14 protein-coding genes are annotated in these 17,997 nt (G+C 55.9%); 8 read left to right on the forward strand and 6 right to left on the reverse strand.

The genetic code is table 11. From position 1 onward, the window contains the following. Positions 1 to 27: 27 nt before the first annotated feature. The 6 genes from ABEA92_RS15550 to ABEA92_RS15575 all read right to left on the reverse strand — a co-directional run bounded on the left by ABEA92_RS15550 (position 28) and on the right by ABEA92_RS15575 (position 7,380). A complete protein-coding gene (locus ABEA92_RS15550) occupies positions 28 to 1,446 on the reverse strand; it encodes a sulfatase family protein (protein ID WP_345684767.1) in 1,419 nt (472 codons plus the stop codon). Between the two features lie 38 nt (positions 1,447 to 1,484). Further along, the gene (locus ABEA92_RS15555) at positions 1,485 to 1,661 is read right to left on the reverse strand and encodes a hypothetical protein (RefSeq protein WP_345684768.1); all 177 of its coding nucleotides are present in this window, start codon (positions 1,659 to 1,661) and stop codon (positions 1,485 to 1,487) included. A 127-nt stretch (positions 1,662 to 1,788) separates the two neighbouring features. Next, positions 1,789 to 2,958 (reverse strand): DUF1559 family PulG-like putative transporter, encoded by a 1,170-nt coding sequence (locus tag ABEA92_RS15560; protein ID WP_345684769.1) that lies wholly within the window; start codon positions 2,956 to 2,958, stop codon positions 1,789 to 1,791. A 618-nt stretch (positions 2,959 to 3,576) separates the two neighbouring features. Beyond that, positions 3,577 to 4,803: a DUF1559 family PulG-like putative transporter gene (locus tag ABEA92_RS15565; protein ID WP_345684770.1), complete on the reverse strand. Its 1,227-nt coding sequence runs from the start codon at positions 4,801 to 4,803 to the stop codon at positions 3,577 to 3,579. Between the two features lie 215 nt (positions 4,804 to 5,018). Next, positions 5,019 to 5,213 (reverse strand): hypothetical protein, encoded by a 195-nt coding sequence (locus ABEA92_RS15570; protein ID WP_345684771.1) that lies wholly within the window; start codon positions 5,211 to 5,213, stop codon positions 5,019 to 5,021. Between the two features lie 943 nt (positions 5,214 to 6,156). Continuing rightward, on the reverse strand, positions 6,157 to 7,380 hold the full coding sequence (locus tag ABEA92_RS15575; RefSeq protein WP_345684772.1) for a DUF1559 family PulG-like putative transporter: 1,224 nt from the start codon (positions 7,378 to 7,380) through the stop codon (positions 6,157 to 6,159). A 672-nt stretch (positions 7,381 to 8,052) separates the two neighbouring features. Here ABEA92_RS15575 and ABEA92_RS15580 point away from each other — a divergent pair. The 8 genes from ABEA92_RS15580 to ABEA92_RS15615 all read left to right on the forward strand — a co-directional run bounded on the left by ABEA92_RS15580 (position 8,053) and on the right by ABEA92_RS15615 (position 17,540). Beyond that, positions 8,053 to 9,942 carry a potassium/proton antiporter gene (locus ABEA92_RS15580; protein WP_345684773.1) on the forward strand — a complete coding sequence of 630 codons (1,890 nt, stop codon included), beginning with the start codon at positions 8,053 to 8,055 and terminating at the stop codon, positions 9,940 to 9,942. A 58-nt stretch (positions 9,943 to 10,000) separates the two neighbouring features. Further along, a complete protein-coding gene (locus ABEA92_RS15585; RefSeq protein WP_345684774.1) occupies positions 10,001 to 10,555 on the forward strand; it encodes an ASPIC/UnbV domain-containing protein in 555 nt (184 codons plus the stop codon). Between the two features lie 272 nt (positions 10,556 to 10,827). Next, a complete protein-coding gene (locus ABEA92_RS15590) occupies positions 10,828 to 11,004 on the forward strand; it encodes a hypothetical protein (RefSeq protein ID WP_345684775.1) in 177 nt (58 codons plus the stop codon). A 205-nt stretch (positions 11,005 to 11,209) separates the two neighbouring features. Continuing rightward, positions 11,210 to 12,505, forward strand: coding sequence for a DUF1559 family PulG-like putative transporter (locus ABEA92_RS15595; RefSeq protein ID WP_345684776.1), 1,296 nt, complete (start codon positions 11,210 to 11,212; stop codon positions 12,503 to 12,505). A gap of 255 nt (positions 12,506 to 12,760) precedes the next feature. Beyond that, positions 12,761 to 14,305 carry a hypothetical protein gene (locus ABEA92_RS15600; RefSeq protein ID WP_345684777.1) on the forward strand — a complete coding sequence of 515 codons (1,545 nt, stop codon included), beginning with the start codon at positions 12,761 to 12,763 and terminating at the stop codon, positions 14,303 to 14,305. A gap of 551 nt (positions 14,306 to 14,856) precedes the next feature. Next, a complete protein-coding gene (locus ABEA92_RS15605; protein ID WP_425572444.1) occupies positions 14,857 to 15,867 on the forward strand; it encodes a DUF1559 family PulG-like putative transporter in 1,011 nt (336 codons plus the stop codon). 214 nt (positions 15,868 to 16,081) lie between these two features. After that, positions 16,082 to 16,549, forward strand: a complete 468-nt coding sequence (locus ABEA92_RS15610; protein ID WP_345684779.1) for a transthyretin-like family protein — start codon at positions 16,082 to 16,084, stop codon at positions 16,547 to 16,549. Between the two features lie 154 nt (positions 16,550 to 16,703). Beyond that, the gene (locus ABEA92_RS15615) at positions 16,704 to 17,540 is read left to right on the forward strand and encodes a class I SAM-dependent methyltransferase (RefSeq protein WP_345684780.1); all 837 of its coding nucleotides are present in this window, start codon (positions 16,704 to 16,706) and stop codon (positions 17,538 to 17,540) included. Positions 17,541 to 17,997 lie beyond the last annotated feature (457 nt).

A 17,997-nucleotide genomic window follows, 5' to 3' on the forward strand; every position in this document is an offset into this window, starting at 1 on the left:
GGACGGTGAACGTGGACTCGCTTCGGATTACTTGCGTTTGGCTTGCTTTTTTCGATACGTTGCGCCATTGTCCGCAGGTATCGAGTTGTGCCAAGCAAGAAGCTTTGTCTTTAAGTTTACCGCAATCTCTGGATGATTGGACGCCACGTTCGTCGATTCGGCTCGATCGTGGTTTAAGTCATACAGTTCCACGTTCGACCCATCGTACTCGCACAACAGTTTCCATCTGCCCGATCGAACCGCGAGATCGGGCAGGTCCTCGATCCCATAAAACGAATCGCGATCCGGTGGGCGGCGAAAGAAGATCGGAGCCTGGCGTGACCCCCCTTCCCCTCGCAGCGTGGCGACTAACGGTTCGCCATCAAATTGGACGCCGTCGGGAAACGGGGTGTCCGTCAACGTTAGCAGAGTCGGTGCGAGATCGATCGCCGAGAACACCGATTCGCGGTCAACATGCCCCTGCCGACGAACGATCGACGGCCCCCACACGACTAACGGTGACCGGACGCCGCCTTCGTACAGGTGCGTTTTGAATCCACGAAACGGTCCCGCTTCTCCAGCCCCCGGCGCCGGACCGTTGTCCGAGCAGACCAGGATCAGCGTGTTGTCGCGAAGCGCGGCGTCGTTACGGATTCGGTCAAACAATCGGCCAAGCTGCGTGTCCATCGCTTCGAGCACGGACAAATACAACCGTCGCAGCGAACCATCGCCCCACGTTTCGACCGGAGGCCAATACGGGCCGTGGACATCGTCGGGCCACAGGTTGATGTAGAAAGGCTGCTTGGCCGCGGCGGCTTTGTCGATGAACGGGATGGCCGCATCGACAAACCCCGATGTGATTTCCGATCGCAGCATCCAGCGATATCCATCACCCAGATTCTCGGCGTCCTCCCAAATGCGCCCTGGTTTTTCTTGACCCGGTTTCAAGATCAGCGGCAGCAGTTTCGGCCCCATGCCTTCGAAATTGGTCAGCGATTCATCAAAGCCATATTCGGTGATCGACGGAGCATCGTTGACATCCCGCTGCCCGCCCATGTGCCATTTGCCAAAGTGGCCTGTCGCATAGCCGGCCTGCTGGAGCGAACGTGCCAGCATCGGAGCTTTGGGATCGAGCCACTGGGCCACCCCGCGTTCCTCGTTGCTCTTTCGATTGTTCAGATATGACGTGATCCGCCAACGTTGCGGATATTGGCCGGTCGAGATGGCTACTCGCGACGGCGAGCAGATTGGCGAGTTGACATAGAACTGCTCGAACCGAACGCCCTCGGCCGCCAAGCGGTCGATGTTGGGCGTCGCAGCGTCCTCGTTACCGAAGCACGAAAAATCGCCCCAACCCATGTCGTCGATAAAGACAAGGATGATGTTGGGACGCTCGGCAGCCACACTGGTTTGAAGAAATTGTGCCCAGACGAGGGCGAGAACGAGGATCAAGAGTCGCTTTTTCATGGTGTTTCCGTTTCCGTCCGTTTCGTATGTAACGGAACTCACATCCCGTCCCGAATTGCCTCTTCTCGTGCGCGATCACTTTCCGCATCCATCTGCTCAATCTCTTCGTTGGTCATCTCCGGCGCCGGGTTGACCGTCACCTCGGAACTTGTGCCGCATCCGATCAGTGATACGAAACCTACTGCGATAACGAAAACAATGGAACTGAACTTCATGAGAATATACTCCATTCATGGATAAGTAAGACAGGAAATTGATTATCAGGCTTGTGGCAGGAGTGCCGTTTTCTGGGCGTCACGACAACGCCTCTCTTCACGACAACCCATCGTGATGATGTTTGGGCTATTGGTCCTTCAGCGACGTTGTCTCTCTACCCGCCACGCTGCCCGCAGCACCCCAAATGCCGTAGTTGCTCGCCGAGCCTGCTGGCGGAGCCCCCGGCGCGGAAGTGCCGATTGGGCCTTGGTTCGTGTTGCCGGTATCGATGCTGTCGGTGATAAAGGTCACCGAGCCGTCGCCCATCAGCACGTGGCATCCGCCCTGATGACGACTGCCTGCCGTGAAGATACCGCCGGGGCCATTGGCGTCGCCGTTGCCTCGGATACAGTTGGCTGAATTGGGTGGGAATGTCTGGCCCACGCCCGACATCATCGGTTCCCCTTGAGCCCAATTGGATCCACGATAACGGTGGCCTCCCGAACTGGTGTCAATCGCGAGCGTCACGCTCGGTTTGTAAAACAGGGGGCGCTCGGGGTCGCGAGCAAACTCGAGGACTTCCGCCTTGGGGTTGTCCCGCATGTCATTGCCGCTTCCGTTGCGAACCAGCACGTCGCCCGCCAATTCGCGTGTGCCGCTGCTGCGTTGAATTTCCGCCATCGCAATCGTCGTGCTCAAACCGTCCAAGCAATCACGAAATCGCGTGACAAAACGATCCTTGAAAAATCCCCGATGTTGACCAATGTTCACCGGAGTGCCCGCATTGTTACGGGTGTTGTTGCAGTTCCAGAACGAGTCTCCGAAACTGAATCCATAGTTCAGTTGGCCGAACGGAATGCCCGCGTTTGGAGCAAGGTCCGATGGGCATAACAGCGTCGGAATTTGCGTTCGCCAGGGGACGTAGTTCACGTTGTAAGCCGCTGGCCCCATCGCCGGCCAAGTCGTGCCACCCGCGTCGGTGTAAGGGTTGGAAATCTGCTCCCACACCGCTTGCTGCTCGAAAAACGGTGTCAAACCCGGCATGGCGGAAAGACGCTCACGGTTGGTTGTCGTTGCACTGGTGGTCGGTGTGCCGCTGCCGCCGCCTTGCTGTGGTAACTGATTGTATGCCGAATGGTAATTGTGTAACGCCAGTCCCAGCTGTTTGAAATTATTGCTGCACGACATTCGTCGAGCCGCCTCGCGGGCCGCTTGAACCGCAGGCAATAACAAACCGACTAATACTCCGATGATTGCGATGACCACTAACAATTCGACCAGCGTAAATGCCGGGCGAGGTGAATTTGTCAACTTCATGACTAGACTCCGCAAAGAAGAGGGACGCGGGAAGCAGTATGGAAATATAACTCAGAGAGATTCTCTGGCTGTTTCGATGAGTATGAGGGGGGCCTGCCTTGGCAGCTCCGGCGATCCTGCTTGGTTTTGGTGCTTTTAGGTTAGCGGTTTGCCGCTTGTTTGCAATGGTTGCTAGCCGAGATACGAGCGGAGTAACCAAGTCTATACATTAAAATGTTGACAAAATGTGTAAGTTTATTTTGTCGGGGTGGTTGCGGAGGCTAAGTGTCGCATCGGCGAGTCTGACTTGCCATCGAAATCCGCCGTGAACCCAGCGTGGGTTTGACAAAACAGGCGACGGGGGCAAGATCGCACTCGGTGGGATGTCCGCAAGTCGCGAACTAAATCGACTTGGCTGTGTATCGATTTGATTACAAATCGATTTGGCTGCACCGCGAAGATGAAAGCGGAGAAAATTGCCGCAAAAATTGCAACAGAGAAGAGAAACGGGTTCGTTTCAGGTGACGGCGAGGGTAAGAATTGTGGTTTGCGCCGCCACGGGGTTAGCGTGACTCGCTTGCGGGTTGCGAGCTGACTCGGCAACCCGCAAGCGTGTTCCTGTGAACGGGATCAGGCAGGTTAGAAATCGCTGCTGATCGTTTCTTTGTTCGCTCGCGTACCCAGTGCGCCCCACAATCCATACGGACTTTGTTGGCCTGGCGATGCGGTGCCAGTGCCACCGACGTGTACCATCGCTCCAGCACCGGCGGTCGCTCGGCTCGCCCCGGCTTCGATCGAATCGGTGATGAACTTCACCGCTCCGTCACCCATCAACACATGGCATCCACCTTGGTGGCGGCTGCTAGGTGTCGCAACAAGCTCTTTGAAGTGGTTTTGCCCGCTAGGCAAGTTCCGAGGGGATGTGGCTTTGGTGGTTTCGGGGGCATCGCCCATGCAGATTTCTTGATTGGGCGGCAAAATGGTGGTGAAGCCGCTAAACATTGGACCAAAGTCAGCCCAGCGATAGCCACGTGCAAAGCCTGAGCCTCCGGTGGTTACGCCAGCCTTCCAAAAGCGAGGCCGAGTGGTGTCAACCGAAGGGAGGCACACGCTTGGATTAAGATACAGCGCCGCGCCATCTTCTTGACGAGCCACGGTCGAGATGCTGTTGTCTCCCAGGTCGCTCGCAATCTCACCCGCCACGACTGTATTGGCGAGTCCGTCGAGAATGTCTCGGAACGCGGCGGGGCTGTGGACGACAAACGCACCACGGCAACTCGCGCGAGCTTCTTGTGCCGCATTCGCCGTTTTAATGCCGTTGTCGTCGGTAGGACCAAAGGTTTGCATGACGATCGAATCGCCAAGGCAAGCCGCAATGTTCGTGCGTCCCAATGCCGGTAATCCCTCACCAGGATCGCTTGGGCAGCGAAGGCCTGGGATTTCCGTGTTCCACGGCGCGTAGGTTGATACGTTGGGGGTGGGGCCCATGGCGTTAAAGCCAGGCTGTGGGTTGCTGATTTGTTCCCACAACGCCTGTTGTTCGAAAAACGGCGTCAACCCCACCAACATGCTCAAGCGAGTGTTGTTGCGTTGGTTCGAGTTGTTCCAAACTTCATTACCGCTGCCCGGCAATGCACCGGTTCCACTGCCATGGATTGGCATTTGGTTGTACGCGGCATGGTAGTTGTGAATTGCCAAGCCGATTTGCTTGAAATTGTTCGAGCACGACATGCGGCGTGCGGCTTCGCGAGCAGCTTGAACCGCAGGCAACAGCAGCCCGACGAGCACTCCAATGATGGCAATGACGACCAATAGTTCCACTAGCGTGAACGCTGGCCGCTGATTAACTGAAGAATGTGATTTCATGACTTAGACCTAAGTGGAGAAAAGAGGAAACGCAGACGCGTTTGAGGGTGTAGTTTGATTATAGGAAACGTAGTCAAGAACTGGAATTGGCAAAAATGCAAATCCAGCATCGTGGGCGGGTGGTAGAGGCGATCCATTGGAGGGCGGGGCCGCTATGTCTAGCTCCGCCGCAGTAGCATGATCCCTCGGACGGACGGCCTGTATTCAGATTGATTCTAAGGATCTTCCTCGCCCACCAAAATGCGAATGTGATCCTTGCCGGCTCGCACGACCAATTCGTCCGCTTGCTCGGGTAATCGTGCCGTCAACTTTCCGATGGTCATTTCCAATGTGCTGGCGTCCAGGATGCTGAACGATGCCGGTGCGGCGATCGAAACAATGGCACCGCCAGGCATCTCAAAACGCGTCACGTCTCACGAGGCCCTGTCTGAAAACCGTAGCGAAACTCGTCAAGACTTTCGGGGGGCCTGCGTCAACCGAACGAAAGTCTTAACGGCATGTCGATTTTATCGAGATGCAAGTGCCCTTGGTGAGCCGAGTGCCGTGAGGCACCGGGTATCGCATGGAACCCGGCCGCTGACGCGTCGCGGCTCACGAGGCTCTGTCTGAAAACTGTAGCGGAAGTCGTCAAGACTTTCGGGGGGCCTACGTTAACCGAACGAAAGTCTTAACGGCATGTCGATTTTATCGAGATGCAAATGCCCTTGGTGAGCCGAGTGCCGTGATGCACCGGGTATCGCGTGGAACCCGGCCGCTGACGCGTCGCGGCTCACGAGGCTCTGTCTGAAAACCGTAGCGGAAGTCGTCAAGACTTTCGGGGGGCGTGCGTTAACCGAACGAAAGTCTCAACGGCATGTTGATTCTATCGAGATGCAAGTGCTCTTGGTGAGCCGAGTGCCGTGAGGCACCGGGTATCGCGTGGAACCCGGCCGCTGACGCGTCGCGGCTCACGAGGCCCTGTCTGAAAAACGTAGCGGAAGTCGTCAAGACTTTCGGCAGCATGGCATAACCCATTGGGAAATCGAAATTCTTCACGAATTCCGTTACCAAGTTTCCGCCTCGGATGCGTTCTCAGACAGTGCCTAGATCAACAAGTCGTTGACGGCTTGTTGATTTAGTGAAGGTTCCTGCGGCAAAGGGTGTAGGATGGACTTCCTAGTCCGTGAATGGTGGATTCGACGGACTAGGAAGTCCATCGTACGACTAAAACAACAAGCCGTTGGCGACTTTCGCTACGCTACATTCGGCGAACCAAGTAAGGAAAAAGACTTCACCGCGGTGCTCAAGAATTGGGGGGCGGTCAACGGCAGACCGCAGCCCACAAGCGGTGATCCTCGGTCGAAACGCGTGCGATCAAAAATCGCTAATCGTCTCTCTGCTCGCTCGGGTGCCCAGGGCGCCCCACAATCCATACGGACTCATGTAGCCTGGCGACGCGGAGCCACTGCCACCTAGATGCACCATCGCTCCGGTACCTCCGGTCGCTCGGCTCGCACCCGCTTCGATTGAATCGGTGATGAACTTCACTGCACCATCGCCCATCAACACGTGACAACCACCTTGGTGGCGGCTGCTAGGTGTTGCCACCAGTTCTTTGAAATGATTTTGCGAACTTGGTACATTGCGGGGCGAGCTGGCTTGAGTGGTCGCGGGCGCGTTACCCATGCAGATTTCTTGGTTAGGCGGCAGGATCGTGGTGACGCCACTATACATGGGGCCGAAATCAGCCCAGCGATAACCACGCGCAAAGCCAGTGTCCCCACTAATCGCTCCGGAGCTCCAAAAGCTCGGCCGTGTGCTGTCGACCGCGGGCTGGCACGAACTTGGATTCAGGTACAACGCCGCGCCATCGACTTCAACCGCAACGGTTGAGACGCTGTTGTCTCCCAAGTCGCTCGCAATCTCGCCCGCGACAATGGTATTGGCGAGTCCGTCGAGAATATCTCGAAACGCCGCGGGGCTGTGGACAACGAAGGCGCCACGGCAGCTCGCTTGTGCTTCGACCGCCTCGTTGGTCGTCCTGATTCCATTGTCATCCGTGGGGCCAAACGTTTGCATCACGATCGAATCGCCCAAACAAGCGGCAATGTTGGTTCGTCCCAGTGCCGGTAATCCCTCACCAGGATCACTTGGGCAGCGAAGGCCTGGGATTTCTGTGTTCCAAGGCGTGTACGTTGAAATGTTGGGGGTTGGTCCCATCGCGTTAAAGCTAGGTTGTGGGTTGCTGATTTGTTCCCACAACGCCTGTTGTTCGAAAAACGGCGTCAACCCAACCAGCATGCTCAAACGGGTGTTGTTGCGTTCGTTCGAGTTGTTCCAGACTTCGTAGCCAGTGCTCGGCAGCGCACCCGTTCCGCTGCCATGGATCGGCATTTGGTTGTACGCAGCATGGTAGTTATGAATCGCCAAACCGATTTGTTTGAAATTGTTCGAACACGACATCCGCCGTGCGGCTTCGCGGGCCGCTTGTACCGCTGGCAACAATAGGCCAACCAGTACTCCGATGATGGCAATGGCGACGAGTAATTCGACCAAGGTAAACGCGGGTCGGTGCCCGTTTGGTAAGTTTGTTTTCATGATGTGAACCCCATTTGAGAAAAGATTCAAACGCGAACGCGTTTGATCGTGGTAGTTAGAAATCGTCAACGCGAAGGAAACGGGATTGGCCGTGTGTGCGAAGTGGTTGTCTTGGCAAAACGATGCGTCCGAGATCCCGTGACAAGTGGATGGACTCCTTTGGCTATTGAGGATGTGAATGCTGCAGTTGGCTTTGTGGTCGGCCGTGTCAGTGATCTGCTGGAAATTCAACCCCGTGAGGCCTCGCAAAACTAAACGCACGTGAAAGGCCGCGATCTACAACTAATTTTTGTGTCGCGATCAGGAATTCTGGAAAGTTTCCTTTTTGTGCCGCCGGCTGCTGCGAGGGCGTGGTCAGCTGGAAGCTCCGTTTTCACGGTGGTTGTGGGGGTGGCGGTTTCCGCTACCTGTCGGGTAAAGGGCTGGATCTCGCCGAAAAGGTGATTGCCGGCGGCGACGGTTACCGGACGTCATGCGGAGGCCTAAGGGGGGGCCCGCTGACTGGATCGGGACGAACATTCGATCGTGTTGGGGGGCGTTCCGAGGACCACACGTGGCAATTCGAACGTTAGTCCGATTCTCCAGCGACAGGCAGTCGGTAAACTGATTCAAAAGCGATGGAGTGCTATCGCAGATCTGTTATGACACGTTGCGTCCCGCGATCGAATTGACATGTTAAGTATCGAAGCTTTGATTTTGATCACCGGCGTTTTGCTGTTGCTGGGGATTGCGTCAAATAAATTCTCCGCCCGCATGGGCGTGCCCGTCTTGGTTCTGTTTCTGCTCGTTGGCATGTTGGCAGGATCGGAAGGGATTGGCGGGATCGAGTTTGAGAATTATTCGCTTGCGCACGGGATCGGGACGATTGCGCTCAGTTTGATCCTGTTTGACGGGGGGCTTCGCACACCGTATCGCTCGATTCGCGCTGCCTGGAAACCAGCCGGAGTGCTGGCCACGATCGGGGTGTTCATCACCGCGTTGATCACAGGATTGGCCGCGTCGTGGTTTTTGCAGATCCCGCTGATGGAAGGTCTGTTGTTGGGCAGCATCGTGGGATCGACCGACGCCTCGGTCGTCTTTTCGGTGCTCCGTTTCGGCGGCGTCAACATCCGCCGTCGACTCGCGGACACTCTCGAGGTCGAAAGCGGTTCGAACGATCCGATGGCGATCTTTTTGACGGTGGGGCTGATTCAAGTGCTGACCGGGGCGGTACCGCTCGGCCCCGGATTGTTGGTTTTGTTTCTCACCCAAATTGTGTTTGGAACCGCGGTCGGGATGTTGGTCGGATGGGGCGGCGTGTGGGTGCTGAAGAACATTCAACTTAGCGCCGCGGGGTTGTATCCCGTTTTGGCGACCGGTTTGGCATTGTTTTCCTTCGGATTCGCGGCCGCGTTTGGCGGCAGCGGTTTTTTGGCCGTTTATTTGACCGGCATTGTGATCGGCAATCGCCGTCCCGTGTTCCACCGCGGTATCTTGTTGTTCCACGACGCCGCCGCATGGTTGTGTCAAATCTTGATGTTTATCGCGCTGGGGATCCTCAGCTTTCCTAGCCGGTTATTGGATGTCGCCGGGCCGGCGCTGATGATTTCCGCTGTGCTGATTCTGGTCGCTCGGCCGGTCGCCGTCTTCTTGTCCGTTTCGCTGTTTCGGTTTTCGTTCCGAGAGCTCACGTTTCTGTCGTGGGTAGGACTCAAGGGAGCGGTTCCGATTACCTTAGCGACGTTCCCGATGATGGTAGGGTTGCCCGGAGCTCCGTTGATGTTCGACACGGTGTTCTTTGTCGTGTTGGTCTCCGCGATTGTCCAGGGCTGGACCCTGCCGTGGGTCGCGCGGTCGTTAAAGCTCGAGGTGCCGGCAAGATTGCCGCCACCGGTGACGCTGGAGATCAGTTCACTGCGAAACGTCGAAGGCGACATCGTCGATTACTTTGTCGATGATGAATGTCGTGCGGCCGGTCATATGATCAAGAACCTCGCGCTGCCCGACGGAGTGGTGGTTGCGTTGATCGTTCGCGACGAGCAAATCATTCCTCCCCAAGGACGTTCGCAGATCCAGTACGGTGATCACGTCATTGTCGTGCTGCGTCCAGGGGTTCGCGCGATGGTCGATCGCGTTTTTGCCCATCGCGAGCAGGAACCTGTCACGCTGCCGACCGCATTGGAATTCCCGCTGCGGGGTTCGATCACAGCGGCGGATGTGGAACAGTTTTACGACATCCAGTTGGACGCTGCTGCAGACGCGACGCTGGATGAAATCATGCGATCGCGACTCGGGCCCAAGGGAGCGGTCCTGGGAGCCTCGGTGCAATTTGAGCAAGTTGTCTTGTGCGTTCGCGAGCTCAGTGCAAATGGAACGGTACAGTACGTCGGGATGATGATTCTGCCGACTCCCGAACCTGAACCTGCAACGGATCCTAAGCCTGCATCCGACGCGACACCAGATGCGACACCGGAGCGTGAAGACAAGGCGTCGGAAAGCGAAAAGAAGCAAGACGACGAACCGCTCGAAACACCCGCGGTCGCTTCACGCAGCGATCGCAGCGAAGAATCGCCCGAGAAGTAGTCATCCATCTCACACTGTCGCAGCGGACTACGACAACAACGGTTTGCCTGAATTGTTCGTGAGCAACGGCAATGTGGACACTTACGTGGCGGACGAAACCACCAATGAACCGGTGCTTCAGACGCAGCCTGTACAAATCTTCGAACTCGATTCGGCGCTTCAGTACAAGTCGATTCAAACGCAGCAAACCGACGACTACATGCAACAACGTCATTTCGGTCGCGGCGTTTGGACATGGGATCTCAATCGCGACGGCCGCGTTGACACGGGCGTGACGCATCAAACCGAACCCGTTGCGGTTTTGGTCAATCACAGCGAGTCGCAAAACCATTGGGTTGAATTGCAGCTTGTTGGCGTGACATCGGCTCGCGACGCGATTGGGGCGCGCATCACGCTGCACGATCAAGGATTCGAACGCGCGGGCTGGGTCGTGGCAGGCGACGGTTATCTGTGCAGCAGCGAACGCGTCGTGCGATTTGGGCTAGGTAAATCTAACTCGCCGCGCGAGTTCACCATCACTTGGCCCGATGGCAGCGAGCAAGCTTTGGCTGCGTTGTCGGTGGATGCCCGCTGGCTCGTGGTGCAAGGCAGTGCTCCCTATCGGCTGGACTAAGCAGGCAGGCGACGGGCGAGAGCCAGTCCGCCATCTGAAATGCAAAAAAACGGAAGCGAGTGAGGAATGGAATTGCCCGTATTTTGTTCCGCGTGGATGTGAGCAATCGCGTCTTTAGACCGAATCCGCATTAGCAAATGCGAAGGGCGGCTACGGTTCGACGGGGTGAATTGCGGCGTAAGTCTGCGGTTGTGTCTTGACCTCGCGCCCTTAACGGCCTAGCATGCAGTCTATAGACTTTTGTCAGGTGCCTGCTTTATGAGGTGATGGAAGTGCGTTTTCTGAAAGTGCGTGGGGCTTTTGTCGCCGCTTCGGTTCTACTGTGGCTGACACTCGTGGGGTGTGGAGGACCGGAGAAGTCGAACTCGTCACCCGAGGTGGATGAGTTGCAGCAGTTTTTGTCAGAGCATCCCGACATCGATAACCCTGAGGACGAAGGACCTCCTTGATCCAACGAGATTCGAAGTTTGGCAAACCCCTGCGGTGCTGCATCGCACCGATGCAGGTTGCGGCGACACATTCGTGTCCGCCACTGGCAGGACCGTTCGGATGGGCTCACGCTACGTGTTGGTTTGCCAGCGATTTTTGATGTGGGGCGACTACTTATCTTCTGCCACCTTTCTTCCTGTTTCTTTCGCCAACAGAGGTTCTCAAATGAATCAAACATCAAGCCGAGCGGGCTTCACCTTGGTTGAGTTATTGGTCGTGATCGCCATTATCGGAGTGTTAGTGGGATTGTTGTTGCCGGCGGTTCAGGCCGCTCGCGAGGCAGCACGCCGGATGAGTTGTAGTAACAATTTTAAACAGTTGGGATTGGCGACTCACAACTATCACTCTGCCTACAATCAGTTGCCGGTGCAAATGGGAGGATCCGCGCAGGTGTCTGGGTTTGCAGCCGACGCTCGGCGACCGGGCACGGCGACGATCGCCAAGGGAAACAATCGTTTCTGGTTGAGTGCTCTGGTGGGGCTGACGCCATTTTTTGAACAGCAAGCGATGTGGGAGCAGATCAGTAATCCCTATCTAATTCCCGCCGGCGATCCTGGCGAGGGTCTCTTGTTTTCGGCAATGGGGCCGTACCCCGGCAAGGGACTTGGCACAGGGTCGCAGGGGCATGGCGAGAGCATGTATCGGCCGTGGTTGACCACCATCGGAACATTGCGTTGTCCAAGCGATCCCGGTGAAGGGTTGCCAGCGCAAGGTCGTACCAATTATGCGTTTTGTCTCGGCGACGCGATTCAGCAAACCGACGAAGGGTACACCAGCGTATCAGGATTCAAAAACAGTACCCGAGCCCAGCGTGCTCGCGAGTCTTGTCGAGGTGCCTTTGTGCCTCGAAAAACCATGCGGTTCCGCGATATCTTGGATGGGCTTGCCAACACGATCGTGATGGGCGAAATCAAAACGGATCTCGGAGATCGGGATGCATCGACCGAATTGATCAAAGCCACCACCGAAAATATTCTGCGTACCAATCCTGGGGTTTGTGGATCGCAACGAGACCCTGAGCGACCCCAGTTTTGGTTGCAATCGCTCGGCAGCGGCTTTGCGTTTACTGGCGGGGCAGAGCGTCAGCGGGGCTTTGTGTGGAGTTTTGGAAACGCGATGAATACTGGGTTTCATACCATCCTTCCGCCTAACAGCGAGATCTGTGCGTCGGATTGGGTGAACGCGTCTGGCGGATCTTCGGGTGGGGCGTATTGGGGCGAAGGGGTGTATTCGGTAAGTAGCCGTCACCAGGGCGGAGTGCACGTTTTGATGGGGGACGGTGCCGTCAAATTTGTCACTGATTCGATCGAAGCGGGGCAACGCAGTCATGCCACGGTGCGGCAGGGTGGTACTGCCGCCGACCCTGTGCACGCAACCACTCCGGGATCGCCAAGTCCGTTTGGTTTGTGGGGATCGTTGGGAACCCGCGCGGGTAAAGAAGTCATTGACGAAGCGTTTTAATCGAGATCGCCAAGGTGGCGGTCCTCGATGGGCTGTCGCTGAGATGGAAAACGCAGCACCGCTGTGGCGGAAGCATCGACCAGAAAAAGCGAAAAATGGATTGCCTCCGTTTTTCGGTGACCTAGGGTTGCTAAGCGGCGGTAGCTTGCAACACCCCGGTGGTTCCTCGATTGTTTTTTCCATCGATCTCAGTTGGGCGACGAATTGTGAAACGCGTTTGACTGGATTTGCCTTCGATAAAGGTCGTCCCTCCTGATGCGCGCGTTCAAAATTCTGCTTGTCCTGTTCGTAACGCTTTTCGTAGCCGTCCCGACAGGGATTGTATTCTTGTTAGCGATCATTGCGACGATCGGTAGCAATGCCAATTCGCAGCTCGACGCCAATTCGCAATTTGGCGGCGAAGTAGAGGTCACCTCGGTTTCTCATTCCGAAGCGATCTTGGATCCTGCCGATCCGATCAAGATCCAGCAGGGCAATGTGACGCTCTATTTCGATCCTGCCACGGACGAGGCCCAAGCCGAGGCGGTGTTGGGGGTTCTGGCTTCGAAATGTCTGCTGGGAACCAGCGATTATCAATATGCCTTTAGTTTGAGCTCGACTCCGGCGGCCCATCAGCTGAGATGCCTCGATAGTATGTCTCTAGAATTTTGCGAAAAACTGCAGCCGATCTACCAGTCGATGGCCACGATCATCAGCCACCAGTGTTTTCAAGGCGAGACGTTTCGCCTGGTCATGCAACCGTCTGACGCCGATGCGACGGTGATCGCCGAAAACCGAAGCGATGTCGCAGCATGTTGGTTTAACGGTTCGCAGAGTGTCTTTTTCGAACAGCCCTTTTCGCCTCAAGAAATCGAGGCCATTTTGGATGGCTTTCGCGAGCTTGAGATGGTTTCCCCCGAAAGCGACTTGGCTCACCTGTTTTTTCGCCACACCGAGCAATCCGGCGAGGTGCAGGTCATTGGCAAACAAAGCCGTCTGGATGCGATCGATCCGGCCACACTGCATGCAACGCTTCGCTATCGCGCCCTTCAATCGAGTTTGTTGTTATGTGGGGGGCGTCAATGCACCTTTTCGGTCACCGATCCTGGATTTAATCCCATCACAAGCGTCGTGCATACGCCGCCATTTCAGCCCACTCAGTTTGCCAAAAACGGATGCATGCTGTATTTGTCCGACGACTCGATCTCTCAGGCGACACTCGATGCCATTGCCGCACGTTTGCCGACGATCCCCGAGCGTGAGATCACGGTCGACTTTTGGATTAGCCAATCCGACAATCAGTACACGGTCTTGGCTCCCTCCCCGGACGCCGTGCTAGAACGCGGTGCGGCGCTGCAGCGAAGTCGGTTGTCCACCGGAATCGGTATCAACAGTGAATTGCCCGACGAAGCAACGTTGACGATGATTGCGTGCGACTATGATTTTCAGCCCCATCATGCGATGCCGGTTCGCAAGCGATTGGGACCTTATCTCGCGCGTCACAACAACCGCTTGAGCTATGCAACATCATTTGATGAAGCTTTTGCCAATCGAGTCGCCGATTATTTCGAATCTCAAGGCGTGTTCACCGAGCATGGATCGGCCCACGTTGAAATCTTTCATTCGGATCAACCCGAGTCACTGCCGTGTGTGCAGTTGTATGTCACCGAGTCAATGATTGCGTCTGAATCGACTCCGCAGGTGAAAGCGTTTGGATTGAAGGTGGCCGCGGAGCTGTTTCCTGGGCAAAGATCTGTCTTTCAGCTGTGCGATGCTCTGGGGGTACCGCTAAAGGGATATGCTTGGCTAAGCGAAGGGTAGGATCTGAGTGCTGACGATCGATGGCAGCGTGAGTTAACAGCGGTCTCGGACAATTCGCCACACGCAAACGCGGGGTCGCACAGAATGTGTGCATCGGTCGCATTTGCAATGTGCAATCGCAGGGACTGGATGGTCGGGGCAGTTGCCCCCCCGGATTCACTGTTGCTCTCCTTTGATCGGAAAAAACGCAATTTCGTCGAAAAAAAATTGCGACGGCAATGTGGCATGAAGCGACGTGGTTCGGCTCGCTATGGAGCTTAGGTGGACATTGACTGTGCTCGTTTTCGATGATGGGGGCCATCATCCGCTAGAGAGGTTTCGCGAGGTATATCAATTGCAAAGGTTTCGCAGGCATCGAATCTGAGAGGCGTTCAATCGAACCCTGACAGTTTCTGCGATCCCCATCATGTTTTTTTGGGATGGGGGTCATTGATGTATTTTACTTGGCGGTCCGGGACCGTCTTCGATTGTGCGAAACAACGGAAGAACAAGTGATCACGAAATTATCACGAGCAAACAGACATCGCGACGCATTTACTCTAGTTGAGTTATTGGTCGTTATTGCCATCATCGGCGTGCTTGTAGGGCTGCTGTTGCCTGCGGTGCAAGCGGCTCGCGAAGCTGCGCGGCGGATGCAGTGTAGTAACAACCTGAAGCAAATCGGGCTGGCGGTACACATGTACCATGACACCTTTACCGCCATCCCCCCTGCCTCCTTTTCAAGGCTGAGTGTCGATACCAGCTCCTTGCCCGCTTCGTGGCTGGTGCGGATCTTGCCTTACATGGAGCAATCGGCAGCCTACGAGCGAGCGGTATTCGCTGGTAGCGATTGGAGCAATCGAGGTAACGGGATCAACTACAGCTGGGAAGGGTTTCACAAATTGATTGTGCCCACGATCAATTGTCCCTCCAGCCCGTTGCCGATCTCTCGCATGGACACGGCGCGGCCAGGGACCGTTGCACTTGGAGCTCCTGAGCAACTCGAGATTCAAATGGCAAACTACGCTGGTGTTTCGGGGGAATATGCCTACGGATATTCCAATGGGACGTCCGCTTGGTGGAATGGATACTTCGGAATGGCGGATTACTCGGGAAGTATCATTCCGGTTGACAACAAGAACCCTCGTCCACTTCGTTTTGCTTCGGTGCAAGACGGGTTGAGCAACACGTTCGCGGTGGGTGAGCAGGGGGACTACAAACGCGTTCGCAACACCGATGGAACCACCACCGAGTATGATCACCGCTCAAGCAATTTCTACGGCGGAGCATGGTGTGGCGGCGGGGGCGATGCCGATCCTACCGCACTGTACGGTTACCGCCAAAACTACGCTTCGGTGCGACGAGGAATCAATTTCTCACCGACCGCGTCCAACAATCCTTGGGGAACAGGTCAGAACGGGGGATGGCCCGGAAATCACTCGATTTTCAACTCGGCTCACCCTGGTGGAGCTCAATTTCTTCGCATGGATGGATCGGTCCTGTTTGTGACGGAAAACCTCAACTTCGAGACATTGTCGCGACTGGTGAATCGGCGCGATGGTGAAACGATCGAAGAGTTTTAAACTTCGTCACGGCGATCGAAGCTAAACTTGCTATCTTGAAAGACGGCCATTCGTGGCCGTCTTTGCTTTGAGTGAGGACGCGCCGCGTTCTCACCATCTCACTGCACGAGCATGTCGATCTGCTGTCATAGGCTGCGGTCGACGCCTCCATCCCTGCTGCAGCGATGGGGCATTTGCTCAGCAAACCACCACCCTACTTTGATTTTGGAAAACGATGACACGAATGATTGACATCCACCGGAATGTCTCGCGGGTCGCAGCTGTTGTAGTGCTTTTGACTGCGTCAATGAGCGTGGGCTGTGGACCAAACGATAAACCCGATCTCGCGGTCGTGACGGGAACGCTGACCAAGAATAACCAGCCTTTTGTCGGTGCAACGGTCGAGTTCTATCCGGATCAACCCGGGGCTCCTTCTTACGGCACGACCGACGAAGAAGGTCGATTCACCCTTAGTTATTCCACTGGCGATCCTGGTGCTGCACTTGGCAAACACACCGTCCACGTGATCGGGGGCCGCGTCAAAGGAGGCAGCAAGTCGAGTGACAACACGCAGGCCGAAGCGACCGATGAGGCACCGGCCATGGCGGCTTCGCCCATGGCGGGGGGACCAGGAACGGTCGCCAACTTGACCGCCGAAGTGTTCGAGGGAAAAGCCAACGACATCAAATTGACCATCCCCTAGCACCACGACCGCTATATTGCCGCAGCCAATTCGTACCGCCAATCAAGTTTTCTCAAAGGAAAATCGAGATTTAGACGCTTTGCAGCGACGCTCAGACACGTCACGATGAATACCGTTCGTGCATTTGCTTCATTCCCATTCGGAGGCAGAGACCATGATCGCCATCGACGGCGTCCGCAAGGAATCCATTCGCAGTCACTATCAACTGGGGACGCTGTTTTATCGTTTGCTGTGGGGGCCGCACATCCATCACGGGCTCTGGCATGGCAACGAATCTCCCTACGTTGCCCAGTGTCAATTGACCGATACGCTTGCTGACATGGCGCGGATTACTGCCAACGACAGGGTGGTCGACATTGGTTGTGGGATGGGCGGATCGTCGATCCGGCTTGCGAAATTGCGTGGGTGTGACGTGACCGGCGTCACGCTCAGCCCGGTCCAGCGACGTTGGGCGATGATGTCGTCAAGAATCAAACGTGTGGGCAAACGGACGCAGTTCCTTGCCGATGATGCCGAACGAGTGAGTTTTGATCGGGCTAGCTTTGACGTGGTGTGGAGCGTCGAATGCACCGAGCATCTATTTGACAAGCCCGAGTTTTTTCACCGAGCGGCGACATGGTTACGACCGGGTGGCCGGATCGCGATTTGTGTTTGGTTCGAAGGCGAAGACACCAGCGTTGCCGATCATCGCAAGCAGTGTGAAGAAGTCTGCCAGCGTTTTGTGTGTCCGTCGCTAGCCACGCGAGCGGACTACGCTCGCTGGATCACCGAATCAGGCATGCGGGTGACTCACAACGAGGATTGGACGAGCCGAGTCGCACAGACCTGGGAGATCTGTAAGCAGCGTGTTCAGCGAACCGGGGTGCGGCATCTCGCCAAAATACTCGACCGAGAGCAAGTTGATTTTATCGACGGATTCGACGCGTTGCTCCGTGCCTATCGAAGCGGCGCGATGCAGTACGGAGCAATCGTCGCCGAAAAGGACGCTTGATGCAGGATGCAAGTCGCGGCGTCGGATGTTCGTAACGCGGTGAAGCGTTTCGTAGCGAAACTCGCAAGAGTTTCGGGGGGGGGCATACGTCATCGAACAAACGTCTTGACGGCTTATTAATTTAATCCAAATGCAAATCGCACCAGTGAGCCGTGGGCCGTAAGGCACCGGGTCGTGCGTGGTACCCGGCCGCTGACGCGTCACGGCTCAATATATCAACAAGCCGTTGACGACTTTCGTGACTACCGACGCATCCATTTGCATTGATCGGCTGATATCGCGCTCGCCCCCTCACCCGAGCATCGCCTAAAGGCAACGCTGTAAAGCGTTTTTTCGTAGCTACCTTCGCCAGAAGGTGGTGATTCGTATTGGACAGCGATCATCCACGCTCTGGCGAGCATAGCTACGGAACGCAAATGCCGTAATTTGCCGTCTCTAAATGCTTCACAGCGTTGGC

The sequence above is a fragment of the Novipirellula caenicola genome (assembly GCF_039545035.1).
Classification (GTDB): Bacteria; Planctomycetota; Planctomycetia; order Pirellulales; family Pirellulaceae; genus Novipirellula; species Novipirellula caenicola.